This is a genomic window from Rhizobium vallis (assembly GCF_003985155.1).
GTDB classification, from domain to species: Bacteria; Pseudomonadota; Alphaproteobacteria; order Rhizobiales; family Rhizobiaceae; genus Rhizobium; species Rhizobium vallis.
Map to the genome: position 1 here is coordinate 1 of NZ_ML133720.1, position 13527 is coordinate 13527.

11 protein-coding genes and 3 pseudogenes are annotated in these 13527 nt (G+C 52.9%); 7 read left to right on the forward strand and 7 right to left on the reverse strand.

The annotated features are described in order from the left end of the window. Positions 1-119: integrase core domain-containing protein (locus EFQ99_RS34290; protein WP_148669430.1), on the forward strand; the 119-nt coding region annotated here is incomplete at its 5' end. A gap of 397 nt (positions 120-516) precedes the next feature. On the opposite strand, the gene EFQ99_RS35320 is transcribed toward EFQ99_RS34290, so the two are convergent. Further along, positions 517-1059 (reverse strand): hypothetical protein, encoded by a 543-nt coding sequence (locus tag EFQ99_RS35320; protein ID WP_012489593.1) that lies wholly within the window; start codon positions 1057-1059, stop codon positions 517-519. Positions 1060-1413: 354 nt separating this feature from the next. Here EFQ99_RS35320 and EFQ99_RS34300 point away from each other — a divergent pair, with 354 nt between their 5' ends. Together EFQ99_RS34300 and EFQ99_RS34305 are read left to right on the forward strand one after the other, a co-directional pair. After that, the gene (locus tag EFQ99_RS34300) at positions 1414-2109 is read left to right on the forward strand and encodes a DUF6875 domain-containing protein (RefSeq protein WP_004677746.1); all 696 of its coding nucleotides are present in this window, start codon (positions 1414-1416) and stop codon (positions 2107-2109) included. Positions 2110-2194: 85 nt separating this feature from the next. Further along, positions 2195-2716: an aminoacyl-tRNA deacylase gene (locus EFQ99_RS34305; protein ID WP_004677747.1), complete on the forward strand. Its 522-nt coding sequence runs from the start codon at positions 2195-2197 to the stop codon at positions 2714-2716. A gap of 155 nt (positions 2717-2871) precedes the next feature. Here the strand turns inward: EFQ99_RS34305 and EFQ99_RS34310 are convergent. Further along, positions 2872-3616 (reverse strand): annotated as a pseudogene (locus EFQ99_RS34310) (transposase); the annotation flags it as partial. A 900-nt stretch (positions 3617-4516) separates the two neighbouring features. Between EFQ99_RS34310 and EFQ99_RS34315 the strand changes: the two are divergent. The 3 genes from EFQ99_RS34315 to EFQ99_RS35325 all read left to right on the forward strand — a co-directional run bounded on the left by EFQ99_RS34315 (position 4517) and on the right by EFQ99_RS35325 (position 7031). Next, a complete protein-coding gene (locus tag EFQ99_RS34315; RefSeq protein WP_012489592.1) occupies positions 4517-5542 on the forward strand; it encodes an LLM class flavin-dependent oxidoreductase in 1026 nt (341 codons plus the stop codon). A gap of 151 nt (positions 5543-5693) precedes the next feature. Then, entirely contained in the window at positions 5694-6602 is a 909-nt protein-coding gene (nodD3, locus tag EFQ99_RS34320) for a transcriptional regulator NodD3 (RefSeq protein WP_097603699.1), read from the forward strand. 81 nt (positions 6603-6683) lie between these two features. Further along, positions 6684-7031, forward strand: a complete 348-nt coding sequence (locus EFQ99_RS35325) for a hypothetical protein (RefSeq protein WP_012489591.1) — start codon at positions 6684-6686, stop codon at positions 7029-7031. Here the strand turns inward: EFQ99_RS35325 and nodD2 are convergent. Then, positions 7011-7967, reverse strand: coding sequence for a transcriptional regulator NodD2 (nodD2, locus tag EFQ99_RS34325; RefSeq protein ID WP_004677768.1), 957 nt, complete (start codon positions 7965-7967; stop codon positions 7011-7013). The two genes, EFQ99_RS35325 and nodD2, sit on opposite strands and share 21 nt — an antisense overlap. 387 nt (positions 7968-8354) lie before the next feature. On the opposite strand from nodD2, the pseudogene EFQ99_RS34330 reads away from it, so the two are divergent. Then, a pseudogene (locus EFQ99_RS34330) lies at positions 8355-8522 on the forward strand (IS3 family transposase); the annotation flags it as partial. Between the two features lie 111 nt (positions 8523-8633). On the opposite strand, the pseudogene EFQ99_RS36240 reads toward EFQ99_RS34330, so the two are convergent. The 4 genes and pseudogenes from EFQ99_RS36240 to EFQ99_RS34350 form a co-directional block, all read right to left on the reverse strand. Beyond that, positions 8634-10218: pseudogene (locus tag EFQ99_RS36240) on the reverse strand (class I tRNA ligase family protein). Position 10219: 1 nt separating this feature from the next. Beyond that, on the reverse strand, positions 10220-10549 hold the full coding sequence (locus tag EFQ99_RS34340) for a cupin domain-containing protein (protein WP_004677772.1): 330 nt from the start codon (positions 10547-10549) through the stop codon (positions 10220-10222). 21 nt (positions 10550-10570) lie between these two features. Continuing rightward, on the reverse strand, positions 10571-11350 hold the full coding sequence (locus EFQ99_RS34345) for a phytanoyl-CoA dioxygenase family protein (RefSeq protein WP_010018321.1): 780 nt from the start codon (positions 11348-11350) through the stop codon (positions 10571-10573). Positions 11351-11431: 81 nt separating this feature from the next. Next, the gene (locus EFQ99_RS34350) at positions 11432-12718 is read right to left on the reverse strand and encodes a lysine N(6)-hydroxylase/L-ornithine N(5)-oxygenase family protein (protein WP_010009012.1); all 1287 of its coding nucleotides are present in this window, start codon (positions 12716-12718) and stop codon (positions 11432-11434) included. Positions 12719-13527: the final 809 nt, after the last annotated feature.

The following is a 13527-nucleotide window of genomic DNA, read 5'->3' on the forward strand; positions in this document are numbered from 1 at the left end:
GCGAAAAGATGGAGGATTGGCGTAGATACTACAATGAGGAAAGACCTCATGGTGCGATCGGCAACAAGGTGCCGATCTCGTTGGTGAATTCGGGAGGCGCAACCAGCCCGCCTCCCTGAATGAAGCCCGAAAACTCTAGCATCCGGTGGTCCAACGTTTGGGAGCGGTTCAGAAATTCTCAGTGGCAGGTCAGACGCCGGATGAAAATTCAGTGGCAGGTCACACTGTCTCGACCAAGAGATGGAGGACCGCGTCAGCGGTTTCCGCCTCGCCTAAAAAGATAGCGTAAATGCCAAGGTGATAAGGCTGAGGATGCCGCCGAACTTCCCGCGCAGTTTCTTGGCCGAAACGACGATACAGCCGCTCCCCCTAGCAGCGCCTGCACCGGCCGTCAGGCCGGTTAAGCGAAGCGGGTTACCTCGATGAAGCTTGTTTACGGAGGAAACATTTGATTGATGAAAGGATAAACGCGCGCGAGACCGGCTTCTTACTTTTGCTTTCCCACAATAAAACTCGCTAAAATTTCCTGGCTTTTCGATCGACTCTCTTTTGAGAGGAACCCACAGGTGCCCCAGAAGACGCTGGCGATTTATCAATAGATGAAGAACTTGCCGTTGCCATCCCTTCCTCAGGAAGCGTAGCTACTTGAGCGGCACTGTCAATCGCTCTACGGCAGTCATCAAGGAAGTCAGCTATATATTCATTGACATAGACAACCAACGGCTCCTTTGGAACAACAATCAGACGCCGTTTGTCCGTTTTATCCCGAGTGATGTCGATGAACCCACGCAAATGCGCTGCCTCGACATACTTTTGGCAAACAGTCTGGTTTTTGAAAGGCAGATAGCGACACGCCTGCATCTTCGTCATGGGTTTGTTATTGGCGTCCATATGATATACTTTAAGCATCAATCCAAGAATATTCCTCAGGAATAGTTTTTCTTCGGAATTTTCGCTAACGAGATCTGACAAAAACGAGTCAATTTTCTCAAGCTTATGCTTTACGCCGACGTCGATCTGTTCTGGCGTATATATTTCTCTTCGTGTTGTCTTCGCCACGGCCACGCCTCTGCGCAATGGGTCGTTCTGTTTTCACCCAAAGCCTGTTACCGGATCCCATCGCGGCGACATTTATCATATGTATGTCTTCATAACTACGACGAATATAAGAATTTGCGGGCGGTCGTGAGACTAACCTTCATCGTGCACGAGCCCCCGCTCTTGTTTTCACATCCATTTAAAAAAACAGTTACACAAGTGTAACTACGAGTGCTACCAAAAATTCGGGAGCTTCGCTTCCGATGGAAGGTCGGTCTCTTGATTGGCCCCCGACCAGCTCGCCCGCCGCCCGAGCTGGCATGCAAGAGCCCGACCTTCCGTTTTGCACGTGGCTTTTCGAACCAGGGATCCGAAATGAATAAAGAAATTTGGAAAGATTACAGCCAACCTTTCGGGACGATTGGTCCATTGATGACAGTGGGCGAAATTCTGGAAAAGAATATTGATGCGGGATACAACGCCTATGATGAGTATGCAAACGCAGCTCTTCAGAAATTTGCTCGGTATGCCTCAGAATTCCTCTCCAATCCACATCCTCATTTAGGTCGGGACGGGAGCGTTTGCCCTTTCGTTCCCGAGGCTCTGACGAAGGGGCTTTTACGGGTTGCCGCGTCGCAAGCTGTTGCAGTTGACGAAATCGAAAACGATTTGGCGCGTATGCTCGCCGTCTTCAGCCAGATGAAACCCGTAAAGTCCTTCAACGATCGAACGGGCGACTGGATCTATAAGGCCATTATCATTGCCCTTCCTGGAATACAGGATGAAGGAGAGATTATCAGGATTGGTCAACTGCAAAAACGGCTGAAGCCCGACTTCATTCAGGAAGGTTTCATGATCGGTGAATTTTATCCAGGTTGCCCGGAGCCCGGTTTGCACAACAGGATGTTTCGACCGCTCGACACAACGGTTCCAGCCTTGGCTATTCGGCATATCACCAAATATGATGCTCCTTTCATGCTCGATAGCGATAAGTGCCTGGAGGCTTACTTCAGTATTTTTGGGAACGAGGGTCGCCGCCGCATTAGGCAGCTTTTGGAGCGAACCGCCTGAAACTTACTCGCAAGAGGGCTGTACTCGCAGTCGCTGAAACAGCTATCCTCGATCGTCCTACCAGGTGAACCGGAAGGAAACGACTATGTTGGACGTTCATCCGAACGTACTTGCTGAACTGCACCAGATCGGAGCGTCGACGGTACGATTGTGGCGCTATAGTGAGTTCGCCACCCCTATTACATCTCCTTCCGATTTAGCCTCCGCTATCGGCGTTCCCGTGGGGCGCGTTGCAAAGACGATGATTATTGCCGAGCAGAAAGCGAACGATGTGATGCGCCGGTCTCATCCTGCGCGCCACCTTTGTGCCGTTTTGCTGCCATCACCTTCAAAGATTGACATGAAAGCGGTTGCTGGCACGTATGGATGGAAACGAGCCGAGCTTGCTCAGAAAGAACAGGTACTCGATCTCTTCGGCTACCCGTCAGGAAGCGTATCACCATTCGGTCTCCAGAAGATCGCTGTACTGATCGACACCGCCCTTTTTTCTTATCCTACCGTAGTCACAGGTGCGGGCAAGGTTGGAGTCGAGCTTGAGATCGACACAAGCATGCTTTGGAAGATCGGGCAGCCGTTACAGACGCGTGGACGGGCCAGTCAAACCTAACGCCTCGTCACCTTTCATAGAGATGCCGTGAGGTAGGTTATTTCTTCGGGAAAGGAAATGCGGTTCCACGTAACGGCGCCTCGATTAGAGAATGAGGGTTCAATACGTATGTTGCGTAATCGGACTCATAGTGCGCACTATAACGAAAATCGTCACACCCGTCCCAACGTCTGCACGACATCTTCACCTCGATAGCTGTGAGGCGGATCAAGCGCGGGAACATAGCGTGAGAAGGTGGCGACCACCGTCAGGACCCGCAGTTTCTTTCCGGTTGCGAGCTGGTCGTGCACGAAGTCCATCGCCCACACGTCATTTGGTCCGACAGCCATTTGCCGATCCTCGCGAAGTTTCGCCTTAACACGGCGCTTCCGAGTCTTATTCCGCAGCTGCAGTCCCAAGTCCCTGTAAATGCGATAGGTTCGCTTGATGTTGGTGCCCCAACCCTCGCGTTCCAAAAGCACATGCACGCGACGATAGCCGTAGCGCACCCGCGCTCACAGGTCTAGACCGGCCTCGGCGCGGCGAGAGATGTAGTGATCGGTCGACCGATCGAAGTTCAACGCGCCACAGGCACGCCGGATCGAGATCGCCCAATCGCGGCACATGACACCACCTCCCGCTACCCCTCAGGCCTTAGAGCTTTCGGCGGATGGCGTCCTGCAGCATCTCACGGTCCAACGTCAGATCCGCGACGATCTTCTTCAATCGCGAATTCCCGTCCTCAAGCTGCTTGCGCCTCTTCATCTCTGGCGGCAACATGCCGGCGTACTTTTTCTTCCAGTTGAAGTAAGTCGTCTGACTGATCCCCGCCTTGCGACAAATCTCCGCGATCGAGACGCCCTCATCACCCTGCTTCAAAATGAACGCCTTCTGAGCGTCCGAAAACTGCGATGCCTTCATCGTGTTCCGTTCCTTTTCCCAGCCAGGAAAATGCACCGGAAAACTCTAACCAAAATTGGTCCAGTTTGAAGGGTTGAGAGCAATTTCCCTATCGTAAAACCTGTGATCCTATGAAGTTAAGATGGGGAATGTTAAGGACATACAACAGCGTGCACGAAAGACGCGGAAGCCAACTGCGTCACATCTATTTCTGGTATCGGCGCTGTTGCGCTGCGGCCAAAACCGCACTGGCTCCTGATCCTTCCACCTTCGGAAGGGGCCGTGATCTCGCCTGGGTCGACCGTATGCTAGTTCGATCAGCAACCCTTTGACGGTGAAGATTCCTGGTTATTCACCTGGTGGATCAATGCCATACAAACAATCAATTTTACGAAGCCATGGGATGTTATTAAACACCTCGATTATGAATTGGGGACCCCATGATGTTGCTCCACCGAGAGCAGCCGAGGGCAAGGTCACAGACCTGGCCGGTAAATGGAGACGAACATGGCCAACGTGGAACTGCAGAAGGCGCTCTCGTCTGCCAATCAAGCGCCGAGACATAGCTCTGGGTCCTTTCTTCGCCTACTGCAGGAGCCTCGTCGCATTAAACCGAATACCAGCTTTAACACATTTGGGTCGCCACAAAAGCTGAACAACCACTATCCGATCTTGCCAATCCTTGGCTTCTCAAAAGTGAACGGAGCTGTGGGTATGCGAGATGGGGTGTTACCCACCGCGAAGTCATACATGAATACGAATGATTCAATGTCATTTCAACGTGAGCATTATGATTAGCTCATCGGCGTCAGCATCGTTTTTTAGAACCAGCAGCTTTTCGATGATTCCTGGCGAAAGACATCGGGGCCACCCTCCGGTCTTGGTCACCGAAAATTCGCCGCCAAACTTGGAGACATTTAAATGACAAACTCTCTTCCCGCAAAGCTGATGGTTGGTATCTTCGACCATTTGGACGAAGACGGAAGGGAGATTGGGCGCCAGTATGAAGATCGGATGAAGTTGGCAGAGGTCTGCGATCGCCTTGGCTTTTATGGATATCACGTCGCAGAGCACCACTGTACTCCCCACGGCAGAGGACCTTCGCCGAATCTATTTCTAGCAAGCGTAGCTCAGCGCACGCAGCATCTTCGTCTCGGTCCTTTGGTTATGCTGTTGAACCTTTATCATCCGTTACGTGCGTTTGAAGAAATTTGCATGCTGGATCATCTGAGCGGTGGCAGGCTCGAGTTGGGCATGGGGCGCGGCTCCTTACCAATCGAATGGAGCTTTTTCGGTATTGATGAGGAGGTGGCGACATCGCGCTATCTCGAAGCCAGCGAGATCGTCATCCAAGCGATGAAGGAAGGAGCTCAGGCTCTTTCCTACAAAGGCGACCACTTTGAACTAGACAAAGTCCCGTTGATGTTGCGGCCACATCAACGTCCTCAGCCTCCGACATGGATTACAACCAGTCGTCCTGAGGTTGCGCGCTGGGCGGCTGAGAACGATACAAATCTTGCCTGCGGGGGCCCTGCTTCTGCTGTTCGCCAGATCACTGATGCCTACCGAGCACACGAGAGACGTACCGCCGGGGACAGGAAACGGGCGCCGTTCCTTGGGTTGGTCCGAATGGTGGTGGCCGGCAGCACGACGAAGCATGCCATTTCGCTCGCGGCCCCGGCTTATCAACGGTGGCTTCGGAGCTTTAGGTTTCTGTACGAGATTAACGGGATACAGACTCCTCAGAACCTCCCGCCGGATTTTGATGCAGCAGTAGACTGTCAGTTGTGCGTAGTTGGTACTGCTGCTTCAGTTAGGCAAGATCTTCTCGATCATGTCGAGGAAGCAGGTGCTAATTATCTTCTTTGCCAGCTGGCGTTTGGTGATTTGCCATTGGAGGCTTCCTATTACACTGCAACGAGCGTTCACTCTGGAGTTATGGCTTAATCTGGACTGGCCTCAGGTTGCTTTCCGATCACAGAGATTAAGTCTCTGTGGCCGCGCCCTCAAATCGATTGAGGAGCGTCAAGGCGAATTCAGCCATCGCCGTAGGAACAGCCATTGTGGAATGGGCTGCACTATTGGATAGTTAAAAGATATGCGATTTAAGGGCCTCGATCTAAATCTCCTTGTCGCGCTCGATGCACTAATGATTGAGCGCAACCTTACTGCGGCGGCACGTAGCATTAATCTGAGCCAGCCCGCAATGAGTGCAGCTGTCCGCCGGCTCCGCTCCTATTTCCGCGATGAACTATTTACGATGCGTGGTCGTGAGTTCGTTCCAACTCCGCGTGCGGAAGACCTCGCGCCTGCGATTCGTGAGGCTTTACAGCATATTCGGCTCAATATCATACCCTGGGATAAATTTACTCCTGATCAATCAGATCGTCATTTCCGAGTAAGCTTATGCGATTTCGTTACAGTTGTTCTTTTTCAGAAGATACTGGAGCGTCTTGCGCGGGAAGCACCCGGCATTAGTTTTGACTTGCTGCCTCTTACTGACAATCCAGACGAGCTTTTGCGACGCGGCGACGTAGACTTCCTTATTAGCCCACCGCTATTCATGTCGAGCGCGCACCCTAAGATAGATCTATTTCAGGAACGACTGACTTGCGTCGGCTGCAGTAATAACAAACAACTTGAGGAAGCCCTTACTGCCGAGGAGTATTCTTCAATGGGGCACGCGGTAGTTAGGTTCGGTCGGACGCAGCAGCCTACCATAGAAGATTGCTTCTTGCAGGAGCATGGCCTCAAGAGGCGGGTCGAAGTCGTTGTTTCAAGCTTTAGCATGATCCCCGCCGCCCTAATGGGCACCGATCGCATCGCAACCGTTCCGTTCCGACTAGTTGGGCTTTTTGAGGACACGATACCATTGCGGATGACTGCGCCCCCGATAGCGCTGCCGACATTCACCGAGGCAGTCCAATGGCCGGTACTTCACGACAAAGATCCGGCAAATATCTGGATGCGAGATATAATGGTTCAGGAGGCAGCGCGATTGCCGTGACCATCCTGAAACCTAGGAAGCTGGGCTGCATTGGGAGCGACGACCCGCGACGCGGCCGATTAGCTGAAGACGGCACCACCTGTGAGTGACCCGCAGGCCATTTTATCGACGAAGCTGAGCGCTACGCCCGTCGCCGATCGGCCGCCCTTCGGACGATTGCGCGACGTGCTGTCTAGCACCTTCGGCGGCAAATCGAAGGGTGCTGGGGGACCACAATTGCTCCGCACCGCAACCCGCCGCTACCGCCGCAAATACAGCAACCCAAAACCGTCGGAGCGAACTCAAAACTGGATAAAACTTGGGGGCAAGGTCAGCGGCCTTCCCCGGATGGATACCTTTGAAAAGCCTCTTTGGTGGCTGTTGAACTTATTCGGGCTCGGGCGGATCTTACTCAAGCAGGAACCTTGGTCAGGAACCGGATTGTTGTAGCAACCCATGTATTTTAGGTGCGTTGGAGGACATCATACGGGAAGCTTCCTCAACCAATATCTCCCTGAACCAGATGCTCCCTGGATCGGCATTATGGAGCGCTGGCCATTGAACAGCTTCTGTGAAGACGGGGAGCGGTAACGGAAGGTTGATGATCCGCAAAGGGAAAGTACTTTCGTAATGCTCGACTAAGCGAAGCGGTAGGTTAGCTATGCGGTTCGTGCCACGCAGGACTGGTGGTATTAAGCTAAACCCTTGCACGACGACCTCCACCCGCCTCTGAATACCATTCTCGAGCAAGAACCAGCCCTCGACCGATGGCTTCAAAAAGCGCCCAAACGCGGCAGCGACGTGTCCCGTGGAGACATATTGCTCGATCGTCAGCGCTGAAGGTAGGTCCACATTTGTCGAACAGGCTACACATACAAACTTCTCTGTGAACAGTTTTGCGCTCGGGTGTGCGCCCGAGAGAAAAAATTCAGGCACGATGAGGAAGTCGACGTCACCGCGGCTAAGCATCTCGTACGGATCACTATCCAAAGGCAGCAACTCAAAGCTGACTGCGGGCGCTTCTCGAGCAACTCGCTCAATGATTTTATTGAAGTATATCAGCATCATGAAATCGGACAGAACTATTCTAAAGCATCTGTCAGACTTCGACGGGTTAAACGGCTCCCAAGAGATGATTGAGCATTGTACCTGCAAGAGAGTTTCACGCACTGCCGAGGCAAGTCCTTCGGCACGGGGCGTCAGCCGAAGTTCTCGACCATTCATTGTAAACAATTCGTCGCGGAAATAGTCCCGAAGCCTACCAATGGCGGCACTCATTGCTGGTTGACTTAGATTGATACTACGTGCGGCAGCCGTTAGGTTGCGCTCGGTCGTGAGCGCATCCAATGCAACGAGCAGGTTTAGATCAAGGCCCTTGAAACGCATCTTTAGTCACATCCAAACAACGGATATTTTATATCCAAACAATCGATTTTTCCAGTACAGAACCTTCCAGCATAGATCCAATGAAGGTTCGTCAAAAAGGCTTAGGTTAGTTTGGTGATCAATTAAGTAGGCCGCATAGTTACGATAGACGTTATAGTTGCAGATAATCCACTTTAAATATCGAATGGCACCTTAGCAATAGGCGATGTGGAGCGGCGTCACCGAGCGACATGAAATGCTAGTGAACGGATGGGCGGAAGTAGGTTCATCATATCGCGATACCGGAGAGGCTTTGCCGTACGCTGGCTATCGACTGGCGGGCTCCTTCTGTTTGGAAGCATGTTCAAGATATTGGTGGCGTGCCAGTAATTTGTGATGAAAAGATCAACGCGCCTGAAGGCGCTTGAGGAAGAGAACGCCACACTGAAGAGACTGCTCGCCGAGCAGATCCTGGATACGGCCCCACTTCCCGAGCTCCTTAAAAAAATAGAAAGGCCCGCCGCCAAGCGCGACGCCGTCGCACGCCAGAAAGCCGTCGTGGGCCTTTCGGAACGAAGTAGGTCGCCCGACTGCCGCCTTGCGTTCTCCGCTATCGAGATGCCGTCATCCGGTCGGCGTCCGCGTTACTCGCCTCGGGATCGTCAAAGCGGTTGCCGTCATTAAAAGCTAAGAATTCGGCCGGACTTGCCTAAATCGTCTTTCATAAGCCTCTATGAAGGCTTCCGGAATCGGGTCGCTAAACAATGGGAAATCAACCGGTTTGCGTAAGCCGGTGCTTGGCCGGATAGTGCCGCCATCGAGCCCCGGCCGCCATCCGGCTCCGAAAAAGAAAGCACCATACCGCGCCGCAAGCATCGGGGTCACAGGATTAAGAAGGCTTAGAAATACGGAAACTTCCGCTGCGCTGACTGAGGTATCTGCCCTTGAAAAAGACGCAACGTCGAAAAAGGCGTCTATGGCGTCCATGGCATCCCAGACGCGCAAGTCCTGCACCGCTTCGGAATATCGTTTAACATTGTGGTTCTGCTCGACTGTCAGCTTGTCGGCCGTCAGCGTCTCGTTACATCCGGCGTACTTGCGCAAAGCCGTTTCGAAAGCACGAATTCTAGCCGCGGTCTGAAGCAGCCCCTCGATCAGAAAATCGTTGTCGTTTGCGCCAAATGGCTTGGCGAGGCTAGCCAAATAGTAGCGCAGCACGTTCGTGTCGATATCTGCTGCCACCTCGTCAGCCCACACAGCGTGGTCACGGCTAGTAGAAAATTTCGCGCCTTCGAGCTTATAAAAGTCCTGAATTGCATGGTTGTATGGAATCGCATAACCGCGCGAGAACAAACTAGCAGTAACGCCGATCGTGTAATAAAACCGGTTATCCTGACCCATGAAGAATACGAGTCTCGTGCTCGCGTTGCGCATAGTGTCATCGAGATCTGCGCCATTTTGCTTGCAGAGGCGTTCGATTCCTGTCTCATAGCACCACAATCCTTCAAACCAAGTCATTAAAGTTTGGCCTCTCCACCGGGTAGTTCAAAGTCACACCACGGTCGAAATGCCGCGACATCGGCAATGCCATCAGTTTTGACCGTAGCCAGTCAAGTTCTTTGCGCTTTATGGATTCCGGCCATCCGCTCGCCTCAATGGCGTGATCGAGCCCCGGAGCAAATTTTTCAAGCTCAAAATGAACCTGTCGAATCGGGCGCAAGATAAGGCTCTGGCCGCATGTCGTGTGAATCGGGTTGCGTAGTAGATTGTGTTGCAGCGCCGAGCCGCAATCTTCGCAAAGGTTACTATCTGTTGGCGCGTTACAAGCTGGACACTCTCCGACCGCGAGTGAGTCTGCGGCGAACTCTTCGCACGTCCCGCAATACAGTTGCTCTCCGTCGCGCAGCTCAACGTAGCCGGACGCTCTTAGTTGGTCGTAGATCGCCAAGCTGCGGTCTTTGTGGTCTTCGCTTGAAGTCCTTACAAATACGTCCGGTTCAATATCAACTGACCGCAGACACTGCAGAATTTCTTCAATGTGCATGTGTGCGACGTCATCAACCGGCCTGCCAAGCTTTCGGGCTTTCACCAGCGTGTAAGTGCCATGTTCGTCCGCACCTGTCACGTGATAGGCCGCGTTGCCTACCATGCGGTGGTAGCGTACGAACACGTCGGCGAGAAGGTACACGCCACCTATATGCCCAAGATGCAGCTTGCCGTTCGGGCACGGCGGCGCCGAGCAGGCAAAAAAAGTATGTTGGTTTGCTCTCAATTCAATCCCACCATATCGAAAGGAACTTTAAGCTGGTTTGAGGGCTGCTATTTTTGATCGCGTGTTTTTGGTGCGGCGCTATATAGACCATCGTGTCCCCACTGACTGCGGAGGTTTCTCCATCGGATTGAAACACGCCGCTGCCCGAGATCAATACCCAGAGTTCGTGCTCTGGGTGCGAATGAAGATCGACCGCATCGCCAGGTACCACCTCCACAATCGATGTGCCGAAAGCCGTTGCGACTGCCTGCGGTAGATGCTCAAGTAACCGGCACACCAGAACGCCATACTCCTGGCGCATGATTGAGCGGTCGATCTGTTTCGTATACATGTTTGCCTCTGTCCTCTGCCTTCAATCGCGATAGAAAATGCCGTTCGGCGGCTTGAGCTCGTCGATGTTGGAGACCTTGCCCTCGGGAGGGTTGTAGGCGCGTTTCAGTTTGTTGTATTCGGCCCTCGTTGGCCCACCAGTTGAGGCACGCTGGAACACGAGATAAATCACCCTTCGAGAATTTTCACTTTTGTTGGGCTTTGAGTAATGTGGGGCATAGTCGTCAAAGATGAAAATGTCACCGGCCTTCCACGTTACGGGCTCCCAGGCCAGCCTGTCCGCGACCTCGGGGTACATTACGCCGCCGGCGTCCATTGGGAACACGCCCTTTTTGTGGTTCCCGGGGCTGAAGAAAAGCCCTCCGTTGTCTGGGCCGGAATCGTCGATGCCTATTGCAACAATCGCGTGCACCATCCGGTCTGGTAGCTTATGTGGGATATGGTAGATGTCCTGATGCGGGCGATAGCCGCCGCTGTCGGAGTACTTAAAGATCAGCAACTCTTTGAGCATGCGGGCATTTTCCCCCAGTAACTCTTCGACGATCGACTCGATACGGTGGTCAGCCAGCAGTAAATCACGCAGGGGGGCGTTAAATTCGAGGAAGTTCTCGACCTTCGAAATGATCCTCCTACCGTCAGTTGTTTTTTCGAACCATATCAGCCATTTGTCTTCACTTGTCTCCCAGCACGAAACATCAGCCACAAGAGCTGAAAGTTTATCTCGGCTTTCTAGATCGAGAAATGACTCAATCCTAATGTATCCAACGTCATCCCATGTTGATTTTTGTTCTTTGGTTAACATGTGTAACTCCTTTTTAGATTTAAAGCCGCCTGGTAAAGCTGCGTCGTGAGCAGGCGCCCCGAGCTGCACTGCACTGGAGTGTTATCTTGCGTTTTGTGTCTCTTGAGCGGGAAGTAAACCTAGGCACCCAAGGATCGGCCGATCTGGGACGTTCAGATAGTATTCACGCCGAAGCAGGCTATTGATGATGCGACCGTTTCGGTAGGCGACGAGCGATAGATTCACACTCTGCAAGCCACTTTGGACTGGGGATCGGTTTTGCAGATATACCTGGCCGGGGGCGTTGTCCTCGAATTGAACGGAGTAATCGTCCTTCACGACCGGCAGACCGCCTTCCATAGAAGCGGAAGCCAATAGGCGATCGATAAACGCTAGCGGGCGAGGCTCGAAACCGGTGGCGAGTACGACCCGATCAGCCACTACAGTCGGTCGCTGACAGGTGCCGTGCGAAGCCAACAGCGCGTGCCAACCGTCCGCATGAGGAGACAACTCCTTCATGACGACTGCGGGTAGCAGTTGAATGACATCGTCAATATTGCCAGTCGCGCTGCGGTGATAGATAGTTTCGTAAATGCGGTTGCTCAATTCTGCTGAAATGCCGTCACTGGTGAGTTTTTCGTCGTCGACAATAGTGCGACGTTTTTTAAGTGGCAGCGAATGAAAGCGCTGGCTGTAAGACGGCGTGTATGACACGTTGATAAAAGAGCTGTCATCCCTCGTGAACAGGTTCCCGCGTGACGTCACCCATGTAATTTTACCGATACCCGGACTGCCCAATAGGTGTTCAACAACCTCCGCACCGCTCTGCCCCCCACCAACGACTAATACGCGTTCACCGATGTCGATTTGTGGCCGATCCAGATAGCTCGCCACATGGTAGACCTTCTCGCCCAGCCAAGGTTTGGCGCATTCGGGAATTGTTGCAACGACACCGACGCCAATCGCAACTGAGCGTGCATGGTAGTGATCTCGAGTCGTCGTCACGCGGTAACCCTCGTCTAATCTGGTTACGTCGGTAACCTCCTCCCCAAACCGGAGTTGTGGCAACTGATGCGCAACCCATTGGAAATACTGTGTGAACTCTCTTCGCGACGTGGTCGCGTCGCACCGGTTTACGAAGCTGTACAGCCGTCCATGCACCGCGAGGTAGTTGAGAAACGAAAACGGACTGGTCGGATCTGCAAGTGTCACACAGTCCTTCAGCGGAGATACCTGCAGGCGACTGTTGGGCAGCAGCAGCCCAGGATGCCAATCGAAGCCGCTTTCCTTTTCGAAAAAGGCAGTGCGCAGCGGCGTCGGACACGCGAGTGCTGCAAGACTAAGATTAAAGGGTCCGATGCCTATACCGATGAGATCCAGCACTTGCATAAACACACTTCCTTTGGTTGGGCGGGCACGTGGGCAGCGATACGGAAATCATTATCGAAGGACGTCTGTCTCCTACACCGCCCTCCACAATGTCTGACTGGCGATTGCGATGTTGAGAGCGACCAGACCCGCCATCACGAGCATGGCAACGTCGATGCCATAAACAGCAATTAATGTGCCACCGAGATACGGGAATTCGAACGAACCCACGAAAATAAGCGAGTGTAAAGACTTGGGAGGCCGTTGAGATTGACAGACCACGTTCGCCAGCGAGGTTCACCACCATCGCATTCAAGGTCGAATAAGTGAGACCGTAGCCTATCGCAAAGAGAACGGTGGCGACGACGTACAGCAGCTCGCTTCCCGGGTTCAAAACCAAAAGTCCGATCCCAATCAGTGTCGTCACGAAGAGGGTGAGTGCTAGGCGCCCAAGCGGCAACTTACCGATCATACCCGCGACGGAGAATCGCAATGTGACAGTCGTGACGGTGAATGTCAGAAAGAAGACATTCGGTGAGAGTCCGCGCGTTTCGGCATATATGCTTTGAAACGTGGACAGGCCTGCGAACGTACAAGCACCGATCGCCAACATGACCACCGGCAACACCGTTCTCCCCCACAAAATAGACATGGTCGTCGGATCGGATAAGCGACGGCGCTGGTAGAAAGTTGCGGCTGATGCTGATCTGAACCCTTCAAACTGGACCAATTTTGGTTAGAGTTTTCCGGTGCATTTTCCTGGCTGGGAAAGGGACCAGAAGACGATGAAAGCGTCGCAGTTTTCGGACGCTCAGAAGGCGTTCATTCTG